Here is a 26,079-nt window from a genome sequence, read left to right as displayed (position 1 = left end):
GTGTATTTAATAATTTAAAGTAATTCCTCCACCATATCCCATGTCACTATCATAGTGGGTGGATAAGGCGAAGTATTTAGTCATGATATATCTAAATCCGGCCATATACTCTTTATCTGTGTTGACCATAAATTGAAAACGGAGCCTTTTTGAAATCGGAACATCTTCTCTCATCAATTGAAATCTAACATTTCCTTTGTGATCGACAGAAGCATCTGCAACAACTAACATTGGCAAAGTATATTGCAGCCCTAGGTGAAATACCTGTCTGAAGTTTTTGCTATTACGCTGTCCAAAAACATTATTTCCTGGGGCTAAGGATTGTCCGAAGATGTTCTTCTCCATTGGATCAACTGTTCTTTTACGAAAATCCCAGCCAACATAAGGGAAAAGCCATTGATTTCGCCCGATGTACCTTCCAAGGTGACTTTCGCTTTCATAACCATTTACTTTATCAAAACCAATTCGCCATTCAGTTGTAAAACGATAGCGAGTATTGGACAGCATAATTTCACCATCACTGCCATTACTTTCAATGCCAACCCTTGCCATAGGATAAAGCGCCCTGTCATCGGCTTTCAACATCCTATAAGCCATTTCCGGGTTAGGTAATTCTGGATTAGGTGGCGAATTTTCATAACTAAAAACCCGCCCCATACCGCTCATCATGTGGTAAAGGATATGGCAATGAAAAAACCAATCACCCCCTGCTTCATTAGCAGCAAATTCAATAGTATCCCGCTCCATGGGCATAATATCAATGATGTTTTTCATGGGTGCATTTTCACCTTGTCCGTTTAGTACCCTAAAATCATGACCGTGAAGGTGCATTGGATGGCGCATCATGCTATTGTTGAACATGATAATCCTAACATTTTCGCCTTTCTTAATCAGTATTTTATCGCTTTCGGAAACTGTTTTATTGTCTAAAGTCCAAACGTATCTGTTCATGTTACCTGTAAGATCGAATTTCAATTCTTTCCAAGGCCCTTTAGGTAAGGTTGTTTTTTTAGGATCACGGAGCATTCCATAGTTTAAAGTAACGATGTCAGGGTTATCAGCTGCCATATTCATTCCGGCCATACTTTTATCATTTGGCATTTGCATACCCGGCATACTTTCTTTTTTGCTAGCCGTCTTCGGATTCTCTTCACCAGTTATTTCTGGGTACATCACCGTGTTCATGTCCATGACTTGGTTCTGCATTTTCATACCATCCATTTCGATCATATTGCCACTCATATCCATCATGTCATTCATCATTTTCATTCCGGCAAAGTATTTCAGCTTAGGCAATTTCTGAGCAGGCACCTTTTCTCCCTTACCCAGCCATAAAGAGGCCGATTTTGTACGGTCTTCTGGTGTAACCAAAAATTCGTAGCTCTTATTTTCCGGAATAGTCACCACCACATCATAAGTCTCAGATACTGCAATAATCAACCTGTCTACCTCCACTGGTTCTACATCATTTCCATCAGTTGCAACCACGGTTATCTTACCTCCTGAATAAGTCAACCAGAAATAATCAGAAGCACCTCCATTTGCGATACGCAATCTCACTTTGTCACCAGCTTTAAATTGTGGATGTGATTGTTGGTTCTTTCCATTGATTAGAAATGTGTCATAGTAAACATCACTCACATCCATCGCATTCATACGCTTCCATTCATTGGTCAATTTGGTTTTGAAATGCCCCGTTCTAATTGCTTCGGCATAGCTTTGGGTCGTACCTTTTTGGATGGCAAACCAGTCATTAGCATTCTTTAGGCTACGCTGAACCTCTTCCGGCTTCATGTCTGTCCATTCACTAAGTACTATAGGTATTGTGGGGATGTCCCCTTCTACCCGCTTATTCATGATAAATGCCCCATACATACCAATTTGTTCCTGAAACATACTGTGGCTATGGTACCAATGCGTTCCGTGCTGTACAATAGGAAACTTATAAACATAGGTACTATGTGGTTTTATGGGCATTTGTGTAAGAAAGGGCACACCGTCCATCTTGTTTGGTAAAAACAGGCCATGCCAATGCAAAGAAGTTTTTTCATCCAGATTATTGTGGACATATATCTCTGCTGTGTCACCTTGCGTAAAAGTTAAGGTAGGCATCGGAATTTGGCCGTTTACGGCTATTGCTCGTTTTGATTTTTTTCCAAATGTTACCGTTGTATCCGCAATGTATAGGTCATAGCGTACTGTACGACCTTTCGTCTCCTCCATGTTCTTCCTCTTTTTAGGGGTATCTTTCATCGGCATCTGCATTTCATTATGCTTTGCAGGAGGGGACTTAGGTTTTTTCTTTATCAGTTTCATCCCACATTTAGGACAGTTACCCGGCTTGTCAAGCTGAATTTCAGGGTGCATTGGACAAGTGTAAATGGTCTGGACTGGCTTTACACTTTCGCTTTTAGGCATCTTCATCTCCTGGGCGTAAACCGAGGAACAAAAGATGAATAAAAAGGCCGTTAGTATGTTTTTCATTTCTTTTTGTGTTTATGAGTTAGTTAAAGATTCTTTCTATTTAAACTATCCTCGATTAAAACAGCATTTCTATGGAGTGTAATTTATTACGTTGTCTCTGTGGGTTATAGGAACCAATTTCGTTAAAATTTAATTCTGCTTTGCCCGATCGTGTATGGAAGTTTAAAGCTTTTTTCGGGATAACTTGTACATCGACCGGCACAAAAATGGTTTTAGAAATATCCTTTGGCATAGCTTGTCCGCTTTTGTTGCGGGGAGGCTGTATAAATTGGATTAGTATCAGATTTACTAATAACCCAAAAAGAATTTTTTTCATGCCCTTCATGGCTGCTATTTTAACTCTTCCTGAACAGTACCACAAGTTGGCATAGACTGTCCCAAATAAGGATTTTTAATTTCCTTTACTTCACTCAACCAAATTGCTCCTTTATTGTTGTTGTACATTGGACAATGATCCACATACAAGGGTTGGCCTGCTCCAAGTAATTTCACAAGATCGTACATATCTTTGCTCAACATATCAAAATGCTCACGCTGATGCTTAATATTTCCTACATTGGCACCTATATGCTCTGCGTGTTCATTACCATCATCCTGTATATCTGCATAAGTATTAATTTGGTCCGCTGTTAAAGACTTTTTGTCAAAATTGGCAAATGCAGCAACCATTTCATTACCTGCCGCTGCTGCATCCTTATCATTATCTGTTGTAAAAGCATTTTTTAATTTGAAGTAGGAACTTAATAATGCAGCTGTTGAAGCGCTTTTATTTGAAGAGCTAGAGCCCGCATCTTTGGTTTTGGTAGTGTCCTTTTCTACAACTTTTTGGGTTTTGTTAGTGCTACCAGTACAAGCAGCTAAAAATAATAGAGAAAAGGTCAGACTATAAATTAATGTTTTCATTGTATTTCGTTGATTTAAACTATTTTATTAATAGTTGAATACCTTCTATAAGGAACCTCACGTTACATTTAAATTAGGCCATTAGAAGATTATTTGATGATACCAAAAAGTCAATTGTACAGCTAAACACGCATATTAAAAGTGTAGCCATACAATTAACAATCAGATTACTTTAAAGTTTCCTTTATAGTGCCGCAGGTTAACATTTGTTTTCCGAAATATGGATTTTTGATTGCGGCATTATCAGATAGCCAATAGCTTTTCTTCATTGGACAGTAGTCATAATAAACTGGTTCTTTAGTCAGTTTTACAACTTTCGCAAGTTTAAAAAGATTGGCTGAAAAATTCGCAAAGTGTTCGCGCTGTTCAGCAATGTCTTTACTCTCTGAAATGCGATTAGCATCAAAAGAAAGCTTGTCTTGAAAAGACATAAAAGCAGTCATTTCTACTTTAGTGAGCGATTTCATATCAATGCTACTCAATACCTTTGAAAATTCAGTTGATTTTTCGGCCGCTTCACTGGCATCCGAATTTACAAATGCATTTTTGATGTCGTAGTAAGAAGTTAATAACGATTGTGTTTGGCTGCTTTGAGCGAAACCTGGTTTGATCCATGCAATTGCAATTAGTGCAACTACTAAAAATATCTTTTTCATGATGTTTTGATTTAATGTATTTAAAAAAAATAAGCATAAAGGAACACCCTTCATACAAAAAATATGAAAACAATAAACTCTTATATCTGAAAACTTTGAATGTTTATCCGTATGTCTGGTATTGGCGGATGGTGGTGTCTGACAAAATATTTAGGCTTTGAAATATATACCAATGATCCCAAAACATCAAATTGGTAAAATGATGTGACAATTGTATAAGAGACTAAGGGTTGTATATTTAATCCAATCCCAGAAGCAAATACTTTATCGGCCATTACCAATTTTGCAACCTCGTCCTTGCAGCAATTTTCTTTATCCTCTTTTGCAAAGTGATGATGGTCTGAATCATGATCCATTGATTCAGAATGATTAGGTGCTAGAATTTCACCTTCATTTTCATGATGCTTATGACCCGAAATTCCCTCCAAACCTGTAGCACATGCAAAACCAACCAGCGTGTTTAATAAAAACACGAACAGCAGAAAAACTGCTTTTAATTTTATGGTGGTCTCACATTTCATTTTGTTTATAAAAAAATAAAATTATTGTTAATAATATCTAATTTTAATACGAAAGATACATCTAGCAATTCTTGAAAATTTACATAATTTCGTGATAATGTTATACTATTCCTGATACTTAGCACCCAGAAAGGAATACTATATTGGTGTTAAAAGCTAACACATATAATAATTTTTAGTTGTTTCTAAAAACTATCTCCTACAAATGCGATATAAAGAATAATGGAATTGCTTGAAACCTCGCTACCTAGGCTGATGTCGTCAAACCTTTTGTTTAAATTATTCCTCACCAGCTGCAATTAGAATGTGGCTGATTAAGTTTGGAGATATTCTAAAATTGGTTTGTTGAATTTTAACCAGATAAGGACCAAGCTATAATGCCCTTTTTCTTAGCATTCAATAAAACGCCTACACTTCCTGTAATTTGAAGGTGAAGTTTTTCTGCAAATATTCTTGCAGCTGCATTATCTAAAATGACTAAGTCACCATGAATTTCATTTGCAAGAGCCATTGCGCTTGCCTCTCCAATATCAATACTATCTGCATATGTATAAAGTAATTCTCTATTTTGAACAGCCTTCACTTCAACCCATCCAGGAAGTCTTTTTCCATATTCGGCTGCAATTTCCGGCGTAGTAATGACCGAAGTATAAAATTCCGGGACAATAATTATGCTAATTTATTTGGGGCATACTTAATCTGCTAAAAATCATGCAGAAACATCCTCCGTAACCTCAAAAATAACTTGTTCATTTTATTCAAATAAAGGGCTTCCGAAACTCCGTGGTCATTTGCACCGGTCATCGGATACTTTGCCATTTTTATTCGAAGATAGATTTTGGCAAGTTCTTTCCTCGTAGCATAAAGGATAGCAGTGTGATAAAGCCCGACACCCTTCATGGGCGCAGGTGGCGACCCAGTGCTATGCCAAGTATTGAGACCTATATGATGGTGATAACCGTCTGCCGATAAAAAAGCGGCCTGTTTCCCATAGGTTGACGTCAGCTCTAAGCCTAATAAATCTTTATAAAAACCAAGAGAACGATCAAGGTCGGCCACCTTTAGGTGCACGTGCCCTAACCTTGTATTTGTGGGAACGATATATTTTTCTTTCATAGAACAGCGTGATTTTTTAAGCTTATTCGGTCCATAAGTATTTGTTGCCATTTGCGTTCGCCAATCTGTTAAGATTAGCCTGGCTCATTATACTAGTCCTCGAATTGAATGTTGGCGATTAACTGTAAACCTTTGCGATAAATTGACTTACAGAAGTTGGTTTTCTATTTAAGAAATTGGACAAGGTATCATCTTCTTTGTCCATTGTTTGTTGTGCTATAGCTGTACCCCACATCATAAACATACTAATGTACATATCCGGTACACCCGCTTTTTCCATAATAGCTTTAAACGCATTAGCATCTGGGGATGTATACTTGACTTTTTTATTCAATAATTCAGAAATATCTTGGGCTATGACATTAAAACCAATCGATTCGGTATTGGTTAACGAATAGGTTTTATTTTTATGATCCTCTGTGGTTAAAACGTGTGCAGCAGCTTCGGCCAACTCTTCGCGAATTACCCAGCTTGCTTTTCCTTCTCCTCCTGGAAACAAAATATTTTCGGTCTCGGCCACTTTGTCGCCAATAAAAGCGAGTATCATTTCAGCATAAATACCATTTTGAAGTATGGTGTATTCAATACCACTTTCTTTTAGATAGTTTTCAGACTCAACGTGAGAATTTTGGAAATCTGCTATGGCTGAATTTTCATATCCTGCTTTTCTAACAAAGGAGGTATATACAATGTGATCGACTTTTGCTTCCTTGGCCGCTTTTATTACATTCACGTGATGTAACGTGCGGTTTTCAATGTCTTCTCTATTGTTGCTTGACACCAACAATAATTTATCTACTCCTCGAAATGCCTCTAACATTGAACCTTGGTTGGTATAATCACCCTCCTTTATATGTATTCCTTTTTCTTTTAAACTAATTGCTTTGTCAGAATCTCGGACTAAAACTGAAATTTCTGTAGGATTTACTCCTTTTTTTAATAAATGTTCCACTGCTTTTGAACCAAATTGACCGGTAGCACCTGTTACTAATATCATCTATCTATTTTTTTAATTATGTGTCAAAAATTATAGCTATCAATAATTTTTATTTTTTTTGAAGTTTGTTGTGGCTTACATACGAAGCAATCAAAATTGCAAGAAAAACAATTCCTATAATAACCTTATCCGTAGGATCGCCGACGGCATAATGCGCGATCGAGGCCGATACGAACATAATTGCGAACCCAATGTAAGCTGTCTCTTTTAACAATCTAATAGGTAACCAAAGAAATACTGCACCGATAAGTTTTGTAATTCCCAATTCGATCCTGAAATAATCGGGAAACCCTAAATGCGCCATTGATACTTTGACTTCAGGTTTGGTAAGGGTCTCAAACGCAATATATACCATCATTGCAGAAGTGATTCCTGTTGTAACGTAGTATGTGATTTTTGTAGCTTTCATTTTTTTTATTTCTAAAAAGTTGACATTACAAAATTATGTATATTTACTAACTAAAATACAGTAGTTACCTAAATGTAAGTAGTAACCTTTTGGTTAGTAGGCAAAAAGAAGAATAATGGCAAAGAATAAATTAGAGTATTCACCGGTACAATGTACAAACCGTCTATCAGCAACAGAGGACGCTTTATACGTTCTTGGAGGCAGGTGGACCATACGGGTTATGATTTCGATTTTAGGGGGACATACCAGATTCAACGAAGTACAACGTGCCGTAAAAGGTATCTCCGCAAAAATGCTGTCAAGTGAATTGAAGAAATTAGAGGTAAACCATTTGGTTGAAAGAACTGTATTTGCGGACCAAACCCCTGTAATAGTAGAGTATCTCCCTACAGCGTACAGTCAATCGTTAAAAGATATTATTACTGCTTTGGCTCAATGGGGCGAAAAGCACAAAACGAAAATCACGACCAATAATTAAAATAGGCCAACATTTCGTGATGACTACAATTCTTATTCTCAGTTGTTGCTTTCGACTAATAACCCGCTGGCCCAGTTCTTTTATCTACTTTATCATAACCTAACGCAACCGTTCCATGGAGGAATAATAGACATGGTGTTTGGGTGAACTTACCACAGCGCGAATAAGCTTATAACGAAATGGATCCCAGTTAAAAGTAGCAATGACATCTTTTGGACGTAATGAAAGTATTAAATAGTCGTATATGGTTGGTTTTTCGGGAAGTTCAAGTTCACTAAAATATTTATATATCTTCCTTTCAATTAATTGTTGTTCCCTTACAAATTCCGGTCTAAGAACTAATTTGCTGTAAAATTTTTCAAAATCTGATGAAAGTTCTATCAAATCTTTAGGTAAACCCGATACTATATCTTCTATCCTCAGAACTTGAATAATATTATTCATCGCTGGTAGCGGTTTACCATTTTTTTCGGGATCCTTGATTGTTGATGCGATACTTGCTCCAGCACCCAAAATAACCACATGAGTTCCGTTCCCGAGTAATCGGTTTATTTCATCTTCTCTGGTCATAATCTAGGGCTTAATAGAAATAATCAGTTCTTTCTCAATTGGCAATCTGAGATTTTTACCAAAAATTTTGCACATCACCTACCTCGAGGAAGATGAGCTGGCCATCACAAAAGCCATAGGCTACATCGAAAAGGGAAAAGTGGCAATTGCAAGATTTTTTAAACAGGGCATGATTATAAGGTTCCAGTTTACTTAAAAAGTGATAAGCTAAAACCAAAGGGCAATACCACTTTTCTTTTAGAAGAAGCGCAGAAACTCAACAAAAAAAAACATGAAAATCAGTAATGGAGCTCTTCCAGAGGCCCTGATCATTATCCAGCAGAACATTATCGTAGCTTCCAATGACTGAATTGCTTACCTTAAAGATAAGCTGTAACCCATACTGGGCTCGAACCAAAAACGCCCTTTAAACTACTTTCAGAGCCCTGAAAAATGTCTGAAAAAATATAAATCCTCTTTACGAATATGTAAAAAAGGGTTTGTGGCCCCAAATGGGCGCTTCTCGAACCATTTTCTATCTGATCTGCGTCTAATCGAGGGTTTGTTTGATAACAATATAACGCCAGCAGATTATTTTTGAAGCAAGAGACTTGACATTAGTAACCGAAGAAATCGGCCGAGCAGTGCCTCTTGCCGGATAACGATAATTTGATAGGAGAACCTGTCGTTAAAAGCCTTACTTTATCAGCATATACAGCATCTATCCCTCCTGAATCCGATGATCAGGAGGGAAAAATTATTTACTTGTTATTTGAACTATTGGATTAGGGTTCTCCTGAAAGTCAGAGCAAACTGACGACCATGCCGGATCACTATGATAAAGAACAGACCGCAAGTAAGCTGTGGTAAGTTGTTGTACAGCTTCTACCCGGTCACGACTCTCATCAGTTGTTTCCGTCACCAAATAGCCTGAAATCCCGCCAAGCATATGCTCGCCCCCAATCAGGGTAACCAAGCTATTTGCCCCCGGACTTAGTTTATAGGCATCGGTAAACCACTCAGGCCCCATGGTCGTCAATGGAGATTTGTCCTGGTCGCCGGCAACAACAAGCGTTGGCGTATTCATTTGAGCGTAGCTTTGGTTTAGATGCGGAAAATGTTCATTGGCAAATGGACTTAACGCTTCACCGCCGCGGCCGCCTGCACTAAGAAGTACACCTGCTTTTATCCTCGGATCGAGCATATCTTCACTTAAACTGCCATCGGCATTGATCACTCTCGTGCCTAATAACGTAGCGGTGGTTTGAGCTCCGAACGAATGGCCTGTTGCTGCAATCCGGCTTTGGTCCAAGCGTCCTTTTAGACCAAGAACAGAATTTTCTATAAAATCAAGCTGGTCAAGCACCCGCTTAACATCTTCAACACGATAGCGCCACATCATCGGTTTTCGCGGATCTTGCAAGTATGCCTGGATGGCCTCACTATGTTCGGCCTTGGGGCCCGGGTTGATTGTTCGAGAATCGAGAAAAGTAGGCTGAATAACAACGAAGCCATGAGCGGTCCAATAATTGACGAGGGGAGCGTATGCATCCATAGAAGAGCCAAAACCATGTGAAAAAATAATTACAGGTAGTTGTTCACCATAAGCAGGCACTGAGGCCCGCACCTGCAGTGGATAGTCGCGGCCAGGAGCTTCTAAGGTAATCGGGCTCACAGAAACAACCGGAGAAAATTTTACAATATGATCCATTTGTATTTATTCTTAAAATTCATTGGCAAATATATAGTGGACATGGTTTATCTTTGTAATGGGTTTACTTGTGGAAACTGGTTTCCTCATAGAAACTGTTATTAAAATGGATAAAGAACTCTTGGATATGAACGCCTGTTCCGCGCATCATTTGGCGATCCGCGATACGATGGATGTATTAAGCGGGAAATGGAAGATAAGGCTAATTGGCTCACTAAGCTTTGGTAAAAAACGCTTCATGGAGTTAATAGGAAGCATAGATGGTATTGCAGCAAAAATGCTCTCCAAAGAATTGCAGGATTTAGAGTTGAATGGCCTGGTAAAGCGTACGGTATTGAACACCAAACCGGTGACCGTTGAATACGAGTTAACAGAGTATGGTTATTCGCTTAAGCCGATCATCAATGAAATGGCGTCCTGGGGAATGCAGCATCGCGAAAGAGTAATCAGAGCCATGAGCGTAAAAAAAATTAAACCGGAATCATTTCCGGCTTATGCAAAAGACAACCTTACGACTTTACAAAAATTTCGTGAAGAAACAGATCTGATAAACAATAAAATTACTGCTGGTTCGTAAGCGGCCTATTAAGTACATATTCCAGATGATTCGACTAATGCTTTTCTTTGCATAAAAAGAACTACATGAGAACATTAATGTCACATCAAATAAGGTCTTGCCGATTTGATATCACATATATCATGATCTATTAGCAATTTTGTGAATTTTTCTTTATGTGACGCCGTATAATGAACAATGGTGCCATCCTTTAACATTAGGGTGAAAATATCCCCAGCTGCGATAAATTTTGACAGATTTTGAGCTGGTTGACTAAAGCCTGGGTACGTATTATCATTTATTTTGTCCTGCACTTTGACTAAAGTTTACTTTTGATCGATACTTTGTGACCTATTTCTAACAGTTCTTCCGCTTTGATATAGCCTACATTAATAAGCACTACATCTCCATTAGGATCTAAAACTAAAAGTGTTGGATATGCATCGACACCCCATTTTTCCGCCAGCTTGATGCCTTCTCCTTTTTCCATATCGATAGAAAGGTTTACAAAACTTGTATTAAAAAAATCTGCAACCTGCTTATCCTTAAAAGTTGTAGTCTTCAAAAGCTTACAAGGGCCGCACCACACTGTATAAGCGTCGACAAAAATATATTTGTGCTCGGCTTTAGCTTTTTTTAAAGCCAGTCCCCAGGAATTTTCAATAAAGTTGATCTGTTTGTCTTTTTTTTCAGCGCTGACTTTGTTGTTAATGGAACAGATCCACAATCTGTAAATGAGCTCAGCAATAAAAACAGGCCAAATAAAGCGGTACAATAGGTTGGATTTTTCATGGTATTTTAACAGAATTAATCAGTTTTTCTTCCAGGTAAACGGCACTCCATTTATTTAGGGTATGCAATTTGCCAGCGGCTCAAATTAAAAAACGGATTCAGTATAAAACTGAACCCGTGCATGAGAATTTATATTTCATCACGCAGGGACATCGCGGCTGCTTTAAGCAAAGAAGCGCTCAGTCTCTGGGTAATATTAGGGTTGATGTATTCAAAGAGTATGTTGCCCTTTATATTAAGGATAAAAACAGAAGGAACCGGTAAAAGCTTGTCTACGTTTTTTCCGCCCGAGGTTTCAGGGAGGAACTTATCATAACTTTTCGGGCTTTTAAAGGCAATACCGAATTTTTTGGAGGCACTCAGGTCCGCATCGGATAAAAGGGTATATGATAGTTTTTGTTTATCCATCGATTTATTCAGGTTTTCAGGGCTATCTGTGCTTATCGCTATAACTTGGTAACCCATTCCTGCAAAGTATTTCTCAATTTCCTGTAAACCAGCAAGTTGATTTGAACAATACGGGTACCATCCCCCACGATAGAAAACAAGAATCGTAGGTTTTTCAGCCACAGATTTATTCAGGTCAAAGTTTTTTCCTGATGAGGAAGAAAGATTAAGTATGGGTATTGACTCGCCAACTAACAAAGGACTGATGTCCTCCGGTTTTAACGCAACACCCATTGGTTCCTATGCTCTCTTTAGATGGAGACGAGAACATCTTGTTAAAGGGACGTGGAAACTATAAAATGTTTATAAACGGGCGTCCATCTGCATTAGTTGCCCATAACCCAACAGAGGCTTTAAAGGCTATGCCTGCCAACTCTGTCCAAAAAATTGAAGTCATTACAACACCTCCCGCAAAATACGATGCTGAAGGGTTAGCGGGAATCATTAATATTGTGACGAACAAAAGGCTTGTCGATGGATACAACGGTTCAATTGGCGTGAGTTACAATGATATGGTGGGAATGGGGGAAAATGCTACCTTAACAAGAAAGAAAGGTAAATTTGGGATAACTTCGAGAGCTTACGTATATCAGGACTTTAAGCGTTACTTAGAAACGGAAAGTTCGAGAAATGTCTTTTTACCAACGTTTACCCGCCTACTACAAGAAGGAACATATTCATATGTGGGAGCTTATAGCTCTGAAAATTTAGAGATCAGTTTTGAGATTGATAGCCTTAGTCTCATTACCGCATCAGGCAGCCTTTTTCAAAGCAGGTATGACGACCAAACTACCCAAATATCAAGAAAATATAATGATCAAAATGAACTGCTACAAAGCTATGATTTGCTAAATATCAATCCGCAACGAGAAACTGGGGTTGATTTGAATATAAACTATCAACTTGACTTTAAACGGAAAAAAAATCAGTTGCTTACCTTTTCATATCAGTTCCAAGATTTTCCCAACCGTCAAAGTGATGAAGTACAGATCACTAATCGATACAACTATGAACAAAACAGTTATCGGCAGGCCAATTCAAATGGAACTCGCGAGCAAACCATGCAAGTAGATTATGTTCATCCGGCAAAAATATTTACAATAGAGGTTGGAGCAAAGGTTATTTTAAGGAATAATTTCAGTGATTTCGGTACGGAAATTTACAATAAAGCTTTAAATGCATATTCAGCAGATGGCTTAATGAATAATTCTTTCGATTACCGGCAGAGCGTCTATAGCTTATACAACTCGTGGCATTTAAAATTAAAAAAAATTGAGATAAAGGCAGGCTTTAGATTAGAAAATACTCGAATAAATGCCGACTTCATTACGCAAAAATCTTTTCTAAAAGAAAGTTATACAAATTATATACCTGTTATTTCTATTCAGCGAAAGCTTAACCAAGGTGCTATAAACTTAGGTTATTCACAACGGATTTCGAGACCAGGAATTTACCAGCTTAACCCATTCATAGACAAATCTGATCCGCAATTTATAACTGCCGGAAATCCTGAGTTGGAACCGGTGCTTAATCATAATTTTGAACTTGCCTACAATATTTTCGGTAAAGGGAATTGCAACATAGCTTTAAGCTATTCTTTCGCCAATAACAACATTCAACAGGTTACCTCTTTGCTAGAGGGGGGCTCATATACTACCTATGAAAATATTGGTGAAAATAAAACTGCGGGAATGAACCTTAGTATCAGCTATCCGTTTTCAAAAAGTTTCACTGGAAGTATAAATAGTGCATTAGGTTATATTTGGATGAAAGGGGGTTTTAATAAAAAACTTTATGAGAACGATGGTCTACAGGGATCAGCTTATGCAAGCCTTAATTATAAAATCAATACAAACTGGAGACTTGGAACATTTGTAAGTTTTATCAGCGCAAGTCCGATGCTACAAGGACGAAAAAACGCTATAATCAATAATAGTTTCCGTTTAACGAAAGATCTATTGAAGAAAAAATTAACCGCCTCTTTTTCTGTTGTTAATCCTTATCAAAAATACTGGTACGTAAAAACGAATATAATCACAGCCGACTTTGAACAACGCGTATCAGGCCAGAAGATTTATCGGACATTTGGGCTGAGCTTAAAATATAATTTCGGTGCATTGAAATCCGATATTAAAAAAAACCAAAGAAGTATCACTAATGATGACGTGGGCAGAAAAGTCAAATAAGGGTATTAAACAGAGTAGAAAAAATATTACAATAATTTCAATAAATTATTTGCAACTTTGATGCAATAATGAAAGGCAAGGGTAAAACAGGTCTAAAGTTAAAAATGCGATTTTCGGCAGTCATCCTACTGTTCGCATTCTTGACGATTCCTATTATTCAGGCAGTACATCATCATCCCGGACAAGTTTCCTCAAGTCCGGCCTACTCGAATAGCTTTAAAGTTTTTCATGTAAAATGTGCTGTTTGCGACTATCTGGCCCATCAAGAGTTAAAATACAGAACTTCCAATTTTGTTGAAATTATTGTACCTGTAGGATTCCACCTGCAAAAACCTTCGGTTATAACTATAATAAATTACATACCATTCACAATTCTTTTTCCAAAAGCTAACAGCCCCCCGATCCAAGCGTCCCTGCAGATGCGCGGTGTGCATCCTATACTTAATTTTCTTACAATTTTAAATGAGTGTTTGACATCCCTAGATATTTAGGAATTAGACCCTTCTTTAAAAATTTGTGCCGACCGTTGAAACGAATTTTTTACGCGTTATGTGCCATTACTGGAAAATGTCAATCATTCCAAATTACCGAATATTTATCAGCTAACGTATGTCCTATGACGAACTGTTTTTAGTTGATATAGATGATTCGGGTGTTCAAATAATTTAATCTTATACACAATGTTACAAGCGATCGGGCTTACTAAAAAATATCAGGGCAATGTTGCCCTAAACAATTTAAATCTTACGATAGAGCCTGGTGAAATATATTGCCTACTGGGCCAGAATGGGGCAGGTAAAACGACAGTCATTAACCTTTTTCTTGGGTTCGATGAAGCAACGTCAGGAGAGGCAAGAGTTAACGGACTTGTTGTAAAACCAGGCGACCCTGATGTTAAAAAATTTCTTGCTTACATACCTGAGGTAGTAATGCTTTACGAAAAATTAAACAGTTTAGAAAACCTTGATTTTTTTAGCAAAATAGCGGGCTTTAACTACTCCACCAAAGAACTTCAGGAATTCTTGATTCAGGTCGGTCTCCAGTCTGATGCGTTTTATAAACCTCTTGGCAACTATTCAAAAGGCATGCGCCAGAAAGTTGGGATTGCCATTGCTCTTGCCAAGAATGCAGATGTATTGTTGATGGATGAGCCGACATCTGGACTAGATCCAAAAGCAACTAACGAATTTTCTGACTTAGTTAAAAGACTTGGAAAGCAGGGAAAGATTATACTTATGGCGACACACGATCTTTTTAACGCAGTAGACGTAGGCACTAAGATCGGCATAATGCGCCAGGGGAAACTGGTTCATGAAGTTTTAGCATCTGAAATAAATGCAAGTGAACTCCAAAAATTATATCTAGAAACAATTTAATATGTGGAGAATTATAGCTGCAAAAGAAATAAAAGCTGCCTTTTCAAATCACGTATTTATCGTATTGGGTTTGATCATTTGGTCATTGCTGGCAGTTGCCTGTATTGGCGGACTCGAAAATTTTCAGACTGCTAGTAACCAACGTTTAGAAGCAACTACCTTATTCAAAAATGAATTAGCAGAAAAAGAGCGAAATCCGCATTCGGCGGCCCACTTTGGAACGTATCTATTCAAGCCAATGACGGCTTTGAGTTTATATGACCCAGGGGTTAACAGCTATACAGGCATTTCATACAGGGTAGAAGCACACAAACAATCGGAAATGAGTTTGTCTAGCGTTCAGGATTCGGACGGTGTTATTCGTTTTGGCGAACTGTCGGTAGCATCCATATTTCAGTTATTGGTTCCACTTGTAATTATATTCCTATCGTTCTCCTCAGTTTCAAAAGAGCGGCAGGACGGGACATTTAAAATACTACTGTCACAGGGGCTATCTCTCCGTGCATTGGTCTGGGGGAAAATTGCGGGAAACTATGCAATCATTCTGGTTGTCATTTTTCCTTGCCTTGCTTTCATTTTGATAAAGGGCTTATTTAGCTCAGAATCATATGTTAATGTGAGCCTTTTTGCCATTTCATATCTGCTGTATTTCTTAATTTTTACTGTTTTCTCTGTTTGTACATCTTTTGTATGCAAATCCTCAGGCACTTCACTATTAGTATTATTGGGTGCCTGGATGTGGTTTTGCGTTATCTCCCCAAAAATCACAGCAAGTATAGCCTCATCCGAATACCCCCTACAATCCTACTATGAATTTAGTAAGCTGGTAGATCATGATTTTTATAATGGAATGGACAATGATGGTTCATATGAGGAAAGGCGAAAAAAGTTTGAAGCTGGAGTTTTAGATAAATACAAGGTAGATAGCATTAGCAAGTTACCAATTAACCTAGATGGGCTGATGATGCAAGACGGGGAGGATTACAACAGCAAGATCTATCTTTTACGTTCACTACCTATAGTAAAGCAACTGGAATCGCAGAAAGCTGTGTTCCGGCTGGCCGCTTTTGTTACGCCCTACATTACTATCAGTCAATTATCTATGACATTCTCCGGTACTGATTTGTATCAGAACCAGAGCTTTCATGAACAGGCTGGATTATATCGAGACGATTTTGTCAGGACGTTAAATATGGAGTTGGCAAAAAGTGGATCGCCTTATGGAACCTATAAGTATACGGTCAGCACGACTTTCTTAAAAAACATGAAGCACTTTGAATTTAGACGCCCTGATTTAAACTTGCTACTCAACAGACAAAAAGCGCTATTGTTTTCGATTGCCTACTGGTTAACAATGGCTGTGTTATTTATAGAAATCTGCGTCAAAAAATTTACTGCACCCTGATATGAAAACTATTTTTTTATTTGAATGGAAAAATCTGCTGAGAAACCCGCTCAGTATAATTATGCTCTTTTTCTTTGTTGGGATCGGAATATATAGTATACAGTACGGCAATAAGGTGTTAAAGAAACAGTTAGTCGTTATTGACAGCCTTCGGAAGACTTACAAGGCGCAAATCGTATCGTCCATAAAAAAGTTTCATGCAGATACTACTACCATTAAGGGCAAGCGTGACTATAATAATGTAGCAAAGCCCTCCTCTGTAAACTACCTCATTAAACCGGTAGCCATATTTAATCCAAATTCTTTTTCTGCACTTGCAATTGGTCAGCGGGATGTGCTGCCTTTTTATAAAGAGGTGTCTTCTGAAAGAAGTTTTACACAGGCTTATCCATCTGAGATCTCCAATCCTGAGGTTTTGGCAATGGGAAATTTTGATCTCTCGTTCATCATAGTCAACCTACTTCCTCTGCTAATGATCGCATCGAGCTACAACACACTATCACAGGAAAAAGAACAAGGCACTTACCGATTACTGATGCTCCAAAGTAACTATCCGCAGAAATTGATTTTCTATAAGCTATTATTTAAGGTCTTGATCGTCTTATCCCTGACTTATGGGCTGAATTGCTACGCCATTTATGTGACAGGTAAAACTATTCCAGTAAATAATCTTGAGGTTTTTACCTGGTTTCTTGTTTCCACCAGCTATTTGGTGTTTTGGTCAGCTGTTTGTTATCTATTGATTTCGCTACAGAAAAGTTCGGCAACTACTGCGTTTTATATGGTCGGATGCTGGATTTTTTTAGTGGTCTTATTACCTTCGATCTTAAATTTTTATGTCAATGGGACCTATCCAATAGGTATTAAAGCAGACATGGCATCCGAACAGCGGAAAATAGAAGAAGATGTCTGGGGCATCAAGCCTAAAACCCTGATCGAAAATTTTTATAAACACCATCCACTTTATAAAACAGGGAATCTCGCTGATACAATGCAATACAGCCCACGTCGTTTTGTTGCCTATTATAACGAAATGGAAAGACGGTTATTGCCAATATCCAATGTGTACGATAATAAAATTAAATACCGTAGCCATCTTTTAAGCCAATTGTCTGCCTTTCTACCATCCTTAACAACCCAACAGATGCTCAATCAGATCGCTCATAGTGATTTACAAGCTTTTAGGGATTTTGATCGGTCGAGCTATCTATTTCATAAAAAATGGCAAGCAATGATCTACCATTTTATATTTAACGACAAACAATTTCGGCAAGAAGACTATCTGTCTTTTCCCATATATCGTTCTGATGCAATCCCTTACAACAGCAAGAGTATTTTATTGGGAATATTCCATTTGACCATATTGTCAATTGTGTTAATCGCTTTCGCAATTTTTAAAAACAAACAAATTAAATAACTCATAAAAACAATTAAATGAAAAAGAAATACCTAATTCTATTTAGCGCAATTGCCTTATCCATTCAGGCTTTCGCTCAAACGCCAACTAATCCCGTTAAAATGGATAGTGTCAAAAATTCTAAAACGCTGCAAGAAGTAATTGTTACTGAGCGGTTGCGTAAAATAAAGAATGATTCTCTTTCCAATACTCTTAAACTAGATTTACCCTTATTAAGTATTCCGCAGAACATTATCAGCGTATCATCTACACTACTTAAAGAACAGGGCGCGTTTGTTTTAAAAGATGCTGCACGTAATGCCAGCGGAGTTTATTTCGGATTGAACAATAACATCTTTGACGGAGCAAGCAACCTGTATCTTCGAGGCTTTGCACAAAATGGTATCTTTAGAAATGGTCTGCCCAGTGGCAGCTTCGGGCGGTCGCAGGATGATGAGGCGGTCATTGAAAGTATTGAATTTATCAAGGGACCTGCCGGGTTTCTTGGGTCAGCTGGAGAAGCTGGTGGGCGCATTAATGTGGTCACCAAAACACCTGGGGTAGCTCCGATACTAAATACGTCCGTTACAGTTGGTAGTTATAATTTTTATCGTGGAAGTATTGATTTGGGAACCCCCATTCAAGAAAAGGGAATTTCCTATCGTTTCAACGCTGCATACAATTATCAACAGTATTCTGTAAGACAAATGAATAGTAACAAAGTAGTAATCGCTCCGGTTATCCAATACAACTTTAGCAAACGAACCTCTATTATGGCAGAATACATATTGAACGACCAGAATGGAGTTGGAGGATCAACTTTCACAAAAGTATTTCCGGTAGACCAATTGCTAACGGACGATAGAAGAGCAAATTATCAGGCGGACCCGGGTCTGCCAACTTCAACTTCCAAATCGCAAAATGCCCGTTTTGTATTTAAACACGAAATCAATGACAACTGGAGAATCACTTCACAATCTTCCTACTCGGAAGTACCTTCTGATGCCTGGTCATTCTTAGCTGAAGAAACTGGTTATAACGCGGTAGGCTTTGATAAAAATGGGATTGCTCACCGGATGTCGTACAGGAATTACAATATAAATAAGGTTATGTCGACACAGTTGTTTTTAAATGGTAAATTCAATACTGGAAAAAATATCACTCATCACCTAATGGCAGGTGGTGAATATTTTTTCACCAGAGATTCTAGTTATCAGACCTACGGTCTAAAAACCTTTTTACTAGATAGAAATAATCTTAAATACGGGCTTAACAGAGCAGATCTAGAGAGTGAACAGGATCCATTCAATGGATTCAGATCAACCAATAAATGGTATGCAGCTTATTTGTACAACACCATAAGCATTGGGACAAAATTTATAGTGACCTTAGGTGGCCGATATACTCATAATGATAGGATAAGTACAACTATTTTTAAACCAAAAGAAGTTCCACTTACACAAAAAGCATTTACGCCCAGAGCTGGTCTAACATATCTAATCGATAAAAATACTGCTGCATTCTTCCTCTATGACCAAAGTTTTGTACCTACAGGCGGTCAGGACAAGCAAGGGAATCTTTTCAAGCCAGTTAGGGGAGATGATAAAGAAATTGGTATCAAAAGAAATTGGGCAAATGGCCGACTTTCAACTTCTGTTACAGGTTTTAACATTTCAAGAAATAATATGGTGACTACCGATCCCGATGATGCAAAGTTTAGTAAGCAAATTGGTCAAGTTAGAAGCAAGGGCATTGAGGTCGATATTATTGGGTCAATTAGTCAGAGCTTTTCTGTATCGGCAAATTATGCCTATACAGATGTGAAGATTACCAAGGATACAAATCCTATAAAGGTTGGACAGAAATTTGCTTCCTCTCCGAGAGAAGTCATTAACACATGGGTGCGTTATGCCTTTCCAGCGGATGTATTTCCTGGTTTTAGCGTTACTTTAGGACAGACCTCAATTGTTAAAAAGGCAACTACAACTGTAGACGTTTATATTCCGGACTATACAAAATTTGATGGCTCAGTAGCTTATTCTAAAGGTAGAATCACATCCAGATTGTTTTTAGATAATATAACAAACAAACGCTACATACAGGCGGGTGATATATTTGGAGGGAATGGCTATTATACTGAAGGTATGCCATTGAATTTCAGACTATCAATATCAGCAAGGTTATAAAATTAAATTTGCAACTAAGTTGCAAATTTAATTTATGTTAGGTAATTTTAGGTGTTGCAACAAAATGGGACAAGCCGAACCCCATTTTTAACAGGCATAATTAATCATATCTAAAAAATGAAAAATTCAAAAAGTAAGCTGTCATTAGATGAGCTGCAAGTGGAAAGTTTTGTGACTAGCATCGGTTCAGAGTTGTCACAAAGAATTGCAGGCGGATTGGGCGTGGAAACACATCCGACACACACGGAAGCATCTGATCCGAAGCATCCGAAAGAATGTACGTGCCCAAGCCAAGCGCATGAATTTGCATTTTAATTTCTAAAATGAGCGGGCTGAAGACAGTCCGTTCATTTTTTTTCTTCTACAAACCATTGCTTGACGAATATTTTTATTTGTTGCCTTACAAGAATTTTTAAAGAACCTTCTTCCTGATCCAATTGCTTTTTTAATATTGCTACTATATCAGACAAATTCAAAGGTTTCTCCATTACCTTCAATAATTCTGCACTGAATTTGTTAGGCCAAAACTCTGCCAAATGATCTATTTCTAATCTCAGAATAGCTGGATGTAAACCAGGAGTCATTGTTTTGTTATTGACATATTGGTTTTTTTGATTTAAGGGCCAAAGCCATTTATTTTCGACTATTTTGACATGTCGGCTCCTTACAAATACTTTATGATCCAAATCTTCGTCTGTCCAATTTTCAGAGTCACTTATTTGGTTCTTAAAAAAATCATGCTTTTGTTCTCTATAAATATTATAGTCAGGAGTTATTGCCAGCATTACTGCTGCTTTTTCAAGCCTGAATACATCCTCTGCCCTCCATCTTTGCTTTTTCGGCAAACCACTAATAAGTGATTCAAATGCATCACTAATATCAGTAATAAGTTCGTTGTTCTGATTTTCATTGAAAATACTTGAATAATCAAGTTTATAGGAGGTCAGAACCCAACTGGTACGTTTGAAATATTTTTGATAAATCCGGCGTTTAATTTGCGCTAATGCAATCTTGCCTGCAAAAGATTTTGATCGAGTAACTTTTATTTTTGGCAGAAGTATGGAATTTGCACCTTCGTGAAGGATTTGTATATATAATTGACCTATCCCAGCCGTTCCGACCATTAAAGCGGGATCTGCTTTGTCGGCGTACCAGGCAGATCCATAATAACCTGCACTTGCTTTAAAAGAAAGGCCCTTTTCTAAAAAGGTATTCGCCAGAATTGTGAGTTTGGAATTTTTAAAGATGCGAGCGGCAGTGATACACAGCTCTATCCACGAACCCATTCCAGAACTGATGGTCAAGTTTGAGACGCTTTTTAATTCTCGCATATCTGCTAAAGCAACATTCACCGCCTGTTTACCTTTCCTGCTATATTTTTGTTTTTTCAATAACATAAAGGCATTTAATCTCGCTAACCCTAGTCCAGCTGTGCCGTGTGCCCATGCATTAATTCCTTTTGAATTTTTGAGATAAAAAGATAACCCTTCTTCAATAATATTCTCACTGGATATATGATCATCATATATCCGCATATCTACCCATGTTGAGGCAACGGAACTGAAATATTGATCTTCAAAGGCCAATGCTTTTTCAGCTAACCAGTTGAGTTGTGGATATTTTAATGTCTTCGCTACTTCAAGTAATACATGGGCGATTCCACATGCACCATGCGACATTCCAATACAGCTGTCAAGTGCATTATTGAGATGGCCCCATTTTAGCCCGCTTTGTGATATTCTTGCATTTGCAATTAGCCGGCTGATTAGCAGTTTGATTAATTTATATTGTTGTGGGTTATCTGTATGTACATATAAGGATGTTATTACAAATAAATTCCCTGCATTGCCACTCAACAAGTCATCCAATTTTACCTCATTGATAATTCCAGGTTCCAATGTTTTTAACAAATCGCCTGCTATTTCAAGATGGTTGCGGTCTCCGGTCGACTCATAGAGTTTAACATACAAATAGATTATTCCGACAGCACCAGTATAAAATGTATAATAGGGCTTTGCATTGTTGGCAATATAATGCTTACACCACAGTGTTCCTTTTTCGGCAATTTCTAAATATTTATTATTTTTCGAATAATTATAAAACGAGATAAAGAAAAGGCATATTCCAGCGGTTCCATTATAAATTTGTTCATTAGACTGTTCGTAAAGTTTTCCATATGGCTGCCTATGCAATGTTTTCCAATGGACACCAAATTCATCCTCTATAGATGACCTGATAAGTTCTTCCGCTATCCACAAGGTTTCCTTGTCGACAAGTTGTTTGATATCTTTCATAAAAATTTGATACTTTCAAGGCACCTATAAAGCAAATAAATTATATAGGCTTCATCATAATTAACAATCCCAATCCTGTTGTGTGTCATGTGAATAAAGCTGGTAACGATTTCAGGCTCGTTTGAAAGATTAAAGTTCGCACTTTCGTAGGATAGCATCATTTGCTTCCCTTCCAAATAATAATCGTTCATTAAAGGATCTTTGAGATAACCGTCATTTAAAATCCCATAATGGTAATCACAGATCGCAGGTAAAATTTCGTCTTGGTAGGCTTTGAACCTATCTTCAAATTTTGATAGCAATTGATGCCGTTCATGATGAATCAGTTTAGTTGGATCGTACAATTTGGGGAGCCATTGATCAACAAAATATTTACAGATTTTTATAATACTCTGAATGTCAAAACCTAGTGAACTAAAGAAAGCCAAGTGCATTTTAAGTGCTAATATCAATTCCGAAGCTGTATTCCAATTTGGTGCGGCCTTCATTAGGGTCTTCAGTACAGCTTTAGAACTTGAAGCAAATTGTGCTTCTGCAAAACCTATGGTTTTTTCATCGCCATATCTTGCTAACTCTGGAATATAGGCCACGAAGTGAAGAGAATTATCCGCTAAAGAATGCTCATCAACAGGTGTAATCCTTTCTATTTTTGAGGGATGAAGTTTAGAAAAATCTTGGAATCTTTTCATCAGTTCTTCTCTGTAATGATCCTCGTTAACTGGACTGGTTGCTAATCTTAACCTTATATGTGGACCTGATTCACTATAGCGAACGAAAAAATAGTTTTCTAAAGTGTCCTCTATCATCATATCTCTAATAAAGGGAGCAATACATTTTGTTAGAAGCTTGTTCCGGTCCTGCGCATAAAACAAATGCGCTGAAACCCATATTCGTTCATCTCTATGCCTCATTCTTGTAATACCATTGAACCAACAATTCGTTTACCGGCTGCTTGCCCAACGCTTCGGTATCTGGCAGCATTTCTTCAAAATAAATATACTGCCCGGCTTTCTTAAGCAGTTTATTGAACAATATGATCAGTAAGGGTGTATCAAAGCGGATGTACTGCGGTTTATAGTCATCCCCTCCTTTGTTATCTTTGGTATTTGAGCGGGATTGTAGATATAAAAATAATTGGTTTGGCAAATCACTTTTTTTCCGCCATAGATTAATGCTTCGAAAATAATCCGCGTCGCTTTGCTGTTCTGTTTTTATAGGCACAGAAGATGAAAGCACCGACCAGCCCCGCCTTTTTAAAATTATATTATCCTTAAAAACAATTCTCGGAAAATGATATATTTCAATTTTGTCAGTTACATCGCTATATAAAATTTCTCTTACCGCTCTTTGGATAGGAGTAAAGCTTACCGCCTGATCGGGAGAGAAGTTGGCGAGAAGCTGATATAATTTCGAACGCTGGGCAAGTGATTGTAAACAAAGATCGAAAGGAAGAATTCTTTTGCCGGTCAGACGATGTCTTAGAAAAAGTTTGTTGATAATCCTATCATAACAGATTTGAATATCCTTAACCTCAATCTGTGATTCCAAAGGTAACGCGTTGTGACCGTCAGGGATTTTTATCTCATGCGTTAATAACGGGGGGTGCGAATTGGCGTTAAAATAAGATCCATCGGTCAGTTCCATCAAGATGCTATCAGATGACATTGATTTATTATAATCTCGCAAATCTGCTGTCACTTTTGGATCAAAAAGATGAAGAAATCGCCCGCCCGCTCTCCCCGAACCCTGGAAGATGTGGTTGGTTACCACCATGAGCTCGCCATCTTTAACAAGTCCCTGAGCGAACATCCCTCTGGATAAAACCTGATTGGTTTCATCTGTTGGAAAATGTTGAATGATGCTATTTACCATATCCAAAGTCAGTGTAATTTCCTTACTTTGAGGATTCAGTATCGGCCTTATGAGTTCTTTTAAGTGGGCTACCCAATTTTCGTAAATCTGGTTATAGTGAATGTCGTGATTGTCCGTATCCAGACCTTCCTTTTCTTCTTTTAAATTATTTTGGGTTTTTTTAAGTAGTAAATAGTAGTTTTGGTAAAAGTCCAACACATCTGCTCTCTCCTCCTTTCCATAGTTGCTCAGGAAAAATTCAAGAATCCTGTTTCTTTCTACCGTTATCGCATCCAATGGCTGTAACATCCCGCAAAGTTCATCCACATCCATTAAGATTTTTTTTAATTCAGTCTCGTCTATTCCACCGCAGACATTAACATAACTGTCCTCATAGATTTGCTTTTCTGGTGTCAGGTTAGATAGCAGAAAGGGCTTCTTTTTAAAGCTGCCGTCAACAAACGAATTGGCGTACTGCTGTTTGTATTTCTCAATCTCTTTTTCAGAAAAACCAATGCTTTTCCTAAATTTTTCAAATAAAGCGCTCGTCTCAGCATGCATTAATGAAAGAATCTGGCCCCTTTTTTCAATATTCAAATTGGCATATATCTGACAATAATTCCTCTGTTTACCAATAACTGAAATAGTTTCTTTTATCAGATCTGATTGACTGTTGATACTCTTCAGATAGTTGACTAAACTTAGATCCCAATCTGGGTCTATTCCCGAGGTTTGTAAATCAAATTCAAGCAGGCCAATATCAATAAGCTTCAATAGATAGGCTTTTATTTCGGCATAGCTGCTCTCCACCTCTTCTTCCAATTTTGTGATCCAATCCTTAAGCGTTAAGAATTTTCCATTAAATTCTTTATCCAAAATAGTTTTCAGCACCTCCGAACTTTTTAATGTCTGGAAAGATTCCAGATTATGGAAATTCACCAGTAACCTGATATTGTCACCCTCAACCTGAATGGTCGGATTCAAACGAATGCACAACAGTTCATTAATGTCGGGACTCAAAGTAATCAATGTTTTGAGGTAGTTAAAAATTTCGTTGTTCAATCTAACCTTACTGATCACTAGATCATCTGACAGAACGGGGATATGGACAACAGATGTTATGGTAGAGACTTCGCCGAGTCCCAAACATGTAAACGTACTAAAGGGGGAAGTTTTAAAGTGCATCCGGGTAATGTATCTTAATAAACTAAATTCCTGCCTTAGTTCTCTGGTCCTAAATGCTGTAGCAGGGGTAGATATGAAAGATTTTAGCTGTTCAGACAATATGCTGCTGGATAACATGATACCTTTTCGCAAAAGCTCCCTGCTCGACATAATCTGTAATAATGTTCGATGAAAAGTTATTTGTTTTTGATAAGCATTTTCCCATACACCGTTTAGATATGTTCGATCAGTTTTTAGTTCCATGAAGCGGCTGAAGTTTAACTTCTTTTCAGGTGGCAAGCTTTCTAAAAATTTCTGCCAATCGCGATCTGATATATTCCGTAAATTGAATATGTCACGCTTAAGATTCAACAGCTCTTTTTTTTCCTCAATATTGACCGCGATTTGAATTGCTTCATACAAATATTCGCAGATGAGTTCTTTAAGAAGATCTAATTCAGAACATAATTCGTTATAGTTATTGTAAAGACCTTCCATTTCAGCCCAGCAAAATTGTTCCAGGGCTTCATGGTGGCCAGCAGCGTAACGAATAAAAACATGTGGGAATATTCTAATTTCCCTATTAACAGGATTTCTCATAA

Annotated in this window: 24 protein-coding genes; 8 read left to right on the top strand and 16 right to left on the bottom strand. The window is 37.7% G+C overall.

The genetic code is table 11. The features are described from left to right. Positions 1–6 precede the first annotated feature (6 nt). The 9 genes from AAKU52_RS09560 to AAKU52_RS09520 all read right to left on the bottom strand — a co-directional run bounded on the left by AAKU52_RS09560 (position 7) and on the right by AAKU52_RS09520 (position 7,086). The gene (locus tag AAKU52_RS09560) at positions 7–2,484 is read right to left on the bottom strand and encodes a multicopper oxidase domain-containing protein (protein ID WP_354332725.1); all 2,478 of its coding nucleotides are present in this window, start codon (positions 2,482–2,484) and stop codon (positions 7–9) included. A 55-nt stretch (positions 2,485–2,539) separates the two neighbouring features. Next, positions 2,540–2,809: a hypothetical protein gene (locus AAKU52_RS09555; protein WP_354332723.1), complete on the bottom strand. Its 270-nt coding sequence runs from the start codon at positions 2,807–2,809 to the stop codon at positions 2,540–2,542. A gap of 5 nt (positions 2,810–2,814) precedes the next feature. Continuing rightward, entirely contained in the window at positions 2,815–3,387 is a 573-nt protein-coding gene (locus AAKU52_RS09550; protein WP_354332720.1) for a DUF3347 domain-containing protein, read from the bottom strand. Between the two features lie 167 nt (positions 3,388–3,554). Continuing rightward, complete coding sequence (locus AAKU52_RS09545; RefSeq protein ID WP_354332717.1) at positions 3,555–4,043, bottom strand: DUF3347 domain-containing protein; 489 nt, start codon at positions 4,041–4,043, stop codon at positions 3,555–3,557. Between the two features lie 80 nt (positions 4,044–4,123). Beyond that, a complete protein-coding gene (locus AAKU52_RS09540; RefSeq protein ID WP_354332715.1) occupies positions 4,124–4,564 on the bottom strand; it encodes a hypothetical protein in 441 nt (146 codons plus the stop codon). Positions 4,565–4,916: 352 nt separating this feature from the next. Then, positions 4,917–5,231: a PIN domain-containing protein gene (locus AAKU52_RS09535; RefSeq protein WP_502931023.1), complete on the bottom strand. Its 315-nt coding sequence runs from the start codon at positions 5,229–5,231 to the stop codon at positions 4,917–4,919. A gap of 35 nt (positions 5,232–5,266) precedes the next feature. After that, positions 5,267–5,680: a VOC family protein gene (locus AAKU52_RS09530; protein WP_354332711.1), complete on the bottom strand. Its 414-nt coding sequence runs from the start codon at positions 5,678–5,680 to the stop codon at positions 5,267–5,269. Between the two features lie 118 nt (positions 5,681–5,798). Continuing rightward, entirely contained in the window at positions 5,799–6,677 is an 879-nt protein-coding gene (locus tag AAKU52_RS09525; protein ID WP_354332709.1) for an SDR family oxidoreductase, read from the bottom strand. Between the two features lie 49 nt (positions 6,678–6,726). After that, positions 6,727–7,086: a DoxX family protein gene (locus tag AAKU52_RS09520; RefSeq protein WP_354332707.1), complete on the bottom strand. Its 360-nt coding sequence runs from the start codon at positions 7,084–7,086 to the stop codon at positions 6,727–6,729. A gap of 115 nt (positions 7,087–7,201) precedes the next feature. Between AAKU52_RS09520 and AAKU52_RS09515 the strand changes: the two genes are divergently transcribed. Beyond that, entirely contained in the window at positions 7,202–7,564 is a 363-nt protein-coding gene (locus tag AAKU52_RS09515; protein ID WP_354332705.1) for a winged helix-turn-helix transcriptional regulator, read from the top strand. 99 nt (positions 7,565–7,663) lie between these two features. On the opposite strand, the gene AAKU52_RS09510 is transcribed toward AAKU52_RS09515, so the two are convergent. Both AAKU52_RS09510 and AAKU52_RS09505 read right to left on the bottom strand, forming a co-directional pair. After that, the gene (locus tag AAKU52_RS09510; RefSeq protein ID WP_354332703.1) at positions 7,664–8,134 is read right to left on the bottom strand and encodes a hypothetical protein; all 471 of its coding nucleotides are present in this window, start codon (positions 8,132–8,134) and stop codon (positions 7,664–7,666) included. A gap of 736 nt (positions 8,135–8,870) precedes the next feature. Next, positions 8,871–9,824, bottom strand: coding sequence for an alpha/beta hydrolase family protein (locus AAKU52_RS09505; protein WP_354332701.1), 954 nt, complete (start codon positions 9,822–9,824; stop codon positions 8,871–8,873). Positions 9,825–9,882: 58 nt separating this feature from the next. Between AAKU52_RS09505 and AAKU52_RS09500 the strand changes: the two genes are divergently transcribed. Beyond that, entirely contained in the window at positions 9,883–10,401 is a 519-nt protein-coding gene (locus tag AAKU52_RS09500) for a winged helix-turn-helix transcriptional regulator (RefSeq protein ID WP_354332698.1), read from the top strand. 298 nt (positions 10,402–10,699) lie between these two features. On the opposite strand, the gene AAKU52_RS09495 is transcribed toward AAKU52_RS09500, so the two are convergent. Continuing rightward, the gene (locus AAKU52_RS09495) at positions 10,700–11,155 is read right to left on the bottom strand and encodes a thioredoxin family protein (RefSeq protein ID WP_354332696.1); all 456 of its coding nucleotides are present in this window, start codon (positions 11,153–11,155) and stop codon (positions 10,700–10,702) included. 146 nt (positions 11,156–11,301) lie between these two features. Further along, complete coding sequence (locus AAKU52_RS09490; protein WP_354332694.1) at positions 11,302–11,853, bottom strand: peroxiredoxin family protein; 552 nt, start codon at positions 11,851–11,853, stop codon at positions 11,302–11,304. A gap of 8 nt (positions 11,854–11,861) precedes the next feature. On the opposite strand from AAKU52_RS09490, the gene AAKU52_RS09485 reads away from it, so the two are divergent. The 6 genes from AAKU52_RS09485 (at position 11,862) to AAKU52_RS09460 (ending at position 20,483) form a co-directional block, all read left to right on the top strand. Further along, positions 11,862–13,805, top strand: a complete 1,944-nt coding sequence (locus AAKU52_RS09485; protein WP_354332692.1) for an outer membrane beta-barrel protein — start codon at positions 11,862–11,864, stop codon at positions 13,803–13,805. A 680-nt stretch (positions 13,806–14,485) separates the two neighbouring features. Then, entirely contained in the window at positions 14,486–15,181 is a 696-nt protein-coding gene (locus AAKU52_RS09480; protein ID WP_354332690.1) for an ABC transporter ATP-binding protein, read from the top strand. Between the two features lies 1 nt (position 15,182). Beyond that, positions 15,183–16,586, top strand: coding sequence for an ABC transporter permease subunit (locus AAKU52_RS09475; protein WP_354332688.1), 1,404 nt, complete (start codon positions 15,183–15,185; stop codon positions 16,584–16,586). A gap of 1 nt (position 16,587) precedes the next feature. Then, on the top strand, positions 16,588–18,003 hold the full coding sequence (locus AAKU52_RS09470) for a DUF3526 domain-containing protein (RefSeq protein WP_354332686.1): 1,416 nt from the start codon (positions 16,588–16,590) through the stop codon (positions 18,001–18,003). A gap of 17 nt (positions 18,004–18,020) precedes the next feature. Further along, the gene (locus AAKU52_RS09465) at positions 18,021–20,168 is read left to right on the top strand and encodes a TonB-dependent siderophore receptor (RefSeq protein WP_354332684.1); all 2,148 of its coding nucleotides are present in this window, start codon (positions 18,021–18,023) and stop codon (positions 20,166–20,168) included. 117 nt (positions 20,169–20,285) lie between these two features. Beyond that, a complete protein-coding gene (locus AAKU52_RS09460) occupies positions 20,286–20,483 on the top strand; it encodes a pinensin family lanthipeptide (RefSeq protein ID WP_354332682.1) in 198 nt (65 codons plus the stop codon). A gap of 32 nt (positions 20,484–20,515) precedes the next feature. Here the strand turns inward: AAKU52_RS09460 and AAKU52_RS09455 are convergent, their stop codons facing one another. From AAKU52_RS09455 to AAKU52_RS09445, 3 genes are read right to left on the bottom strand one after another with little or no spacing between them, the layout of a single operon-like run. Then, on the bottom strand, positions 20,516–22,462 hold the full coding sequence (locus tag AAKU52_RS09455; protein ID WP_354332680.1) for a lanthionine synthetase LanC family protein: 1,947 nt from the start codon (positions 22,460–22,462) through the stop codon (positions 20,516–20,518). Further along, the gene (locus AAKU52_RS09450) at positions 22,459–23,373 is read right to left on the bottom strand and encodes a thiopeptide-type bacteriocin biosynthesis protein (protein ID WP_354332678.1); all 915 of its coding nucleotides are present in this window, start codon (positions 23,371–23,373) and stop codon (positions 22,459–22,461) included. Before AAKU52_RS09450 ends, AAKU52_RS09455 begins: the two co-directional genes overlap by 4 nt. Further along, on the bottom strand, positions 23,363–26,077 hold the full coding sequence (locus AAKU52_RS09445) for a lantibiotic dehydratase (protein ID WP_354332676.1): 2,715 nt from the start codon (positions 26,075–26,077) through the stop codon (positions 23,363–23,365). Before AAKU52_RS09445 ends, AAKU52_RS09450 begins: the two co-directional genes overlap by 11 nt. Between the last annotated feature and the right edge of the window lie 2 nt (positions 26,078–26,079).

This window comes from Pedobacter sp. CG_S7, from assembly GCF_040544395.1.
GTDB lineage: Bacteria > Bacteroidota > Bacteroidia > Sphingobacteriales > Sphingobacteriaceae > Pedobacter.
This window is presented reverse-complemented; position numbering and strand designations above follow the sequence as displayed.

Excerpts from the sequence above, each read along its gene's own strand:
- AAKU52_RS09475 (WP_354332688.1), top strand. The coding sequence starts at position 15,183 with ATGTGGAGAATTATAGCTGCAAAAGAAATAAAAGCTGCCTTTTCAAAT.
- AAKU52_RS09555 (WP_354332723.1), bottom strand. The coding sequence starts at position 2,809 with ATGAAGGGCATGAAAAAAATTCTTTTTGGGTTATTAGTAAATCTGATA.
- AAKU52_RS09520 (WP_354332707.1), bottom strand. The coding sequence starts at position 7,086 with ATGAAAGCTACAAAAATCACATACTACGTTACAACAGGAATCACTTCT.
- AAKU52_RS09545 (WP_354332717.1), bottom strand. The coding sequence starts at position 4,043 with ATGAAAAAGATATTTTTAGTAGTTGCACTAATTGCAATTGCATGGATC.
- AAKU52_RS09465 (WP_354332684.1), top strand. The coding sequence starts at position 18,021 with ATGAAAAAGAAATACCTAATTCTATTTAGCGCAATTGCCTTATCCATT.
- AAKU52_RS09525 (WP_354332709.1), bottom strand. The coding sequence starts at position 6,677 with ATGATATTAGTAACAGGTGCTACCGGTCAATTTGGTTCAAAAGCAGTG.
- AAKU52_RS09510 (WP_354332703.1), bottom strand. The coding sequence starts at position 8,134 with ATGACCAGAGAAGATGAAATAAACCGATTACTCGGGAACGGAACTCAT.
- AAKU52_RS09455 (WP_354332680.1), bottom strand. The coding sequence starts at position 22,462 with ATGAAAGATATCAAACAACTTGTCGACAAGGAAACCTTGTGGATAGCG.
- AAKU52_RS09530 (WP_354332711.1), bottom strand. The coding sequence starts at position 5,680 with ATGAAAGAAAAATATATCGTTCCCACAAATACAAGGTTAGGGCACGTG.
- AAKU52_RS09470 (WP_354332686.1), top strand. The coding sequence starts at position 16,588 with ATGAAAACTATTTTTTTATTTGAATGGAAAAATCTGCTGAGAAACCCG.
- AAKU52_RS09445 (WP_354332676.1), bottom strand. The coding sequence starts at position 26,077 with ATGAGAAATCCTGTTAATAGGGAAATTAGAATATTCCCACATGTTTTT.
- AAKU52_RS09485 (WP_354332692.1), top strand. The coding sequence starts at position 11,862 with ATGCTCTCTTTAGATGGAGACGAGAACATCTTGTTAAAGGGACGTGGA.
- AAKU52_RS09500 (WP_354332698.1), top strand. The coding sequence starts at position 9,883 with ATGGGTTTACTTGTGGAAACTGGTTTCCTCATAGAAACTGTTATTAAA.
- AAKU52_RS09505 (WP_354332701.1), bottom strand. The coding sequence starts at position 9,824 with ATGGATCATATTGTAAAATTTTCTCCGGTTGTTTCTGTGAGCCCGATT.
- AAKU52_RS09550 (WP_354332720.1), bottom strand. The coding sequence starts at position 3,387 with ATGAAAACATTAATTTATAGTCTGACCTTTTCTCTATTATTTTTAGCT.
- AAKU52_RS09515 (WP_354332705.1), top strand. The coding sequence starts at position 7,202 with ATGGCAAAGAATAAATTAGAGTATTCACCGGTACAATGTACAAACCGT.
- AAKU52_RS09460 (WP_354332682.1), top strand. The coding sequence starts at position 20,286 with ATGAAAAATTCAAAAAGTAAGCTGTCATTAGATGAGCTGCAAGTGGAA.
- AAKU52_RS09560 (WP_354332725.1), bottom strand. The coding sequence starts at position 2,484 with ATGAAAAACATACTAACGGCCTTTTTATTCATCTTTTGTTCCTCGGTT.
- AAKU52_RS09540 (WP_354332715.1), bottom strand. The coding sequence starts at position 4,564 with ATGAAATGTGAGACCACCATAAAATTAAAAGCAGTTTTTCTGCTGTTC.
- AAKU52_RS09480 (WP_354332690.1), top strand. The coding sequence starts at position 14,486 with ATGTTACAAGCGATCGGGCTTACTAAAAAATATCAGGGCAATGTTGCC.
- AAKU52_RS09450 (WP_354332678.1), bottom strand. The coding sequence starts at position 23,373 with ATGAGGCATAGAGATGAACGAATATGGGTTTCAGCGCATTTGTTTTAT.
- AAKU52_RS09490 (WP_354332694.1), bottom strand. The coding sequence starts at position 11,853 with ATGGGTGTTGCGTTAAAACCGGAGGACATCAGTCCTTTGTTAGTTGGC.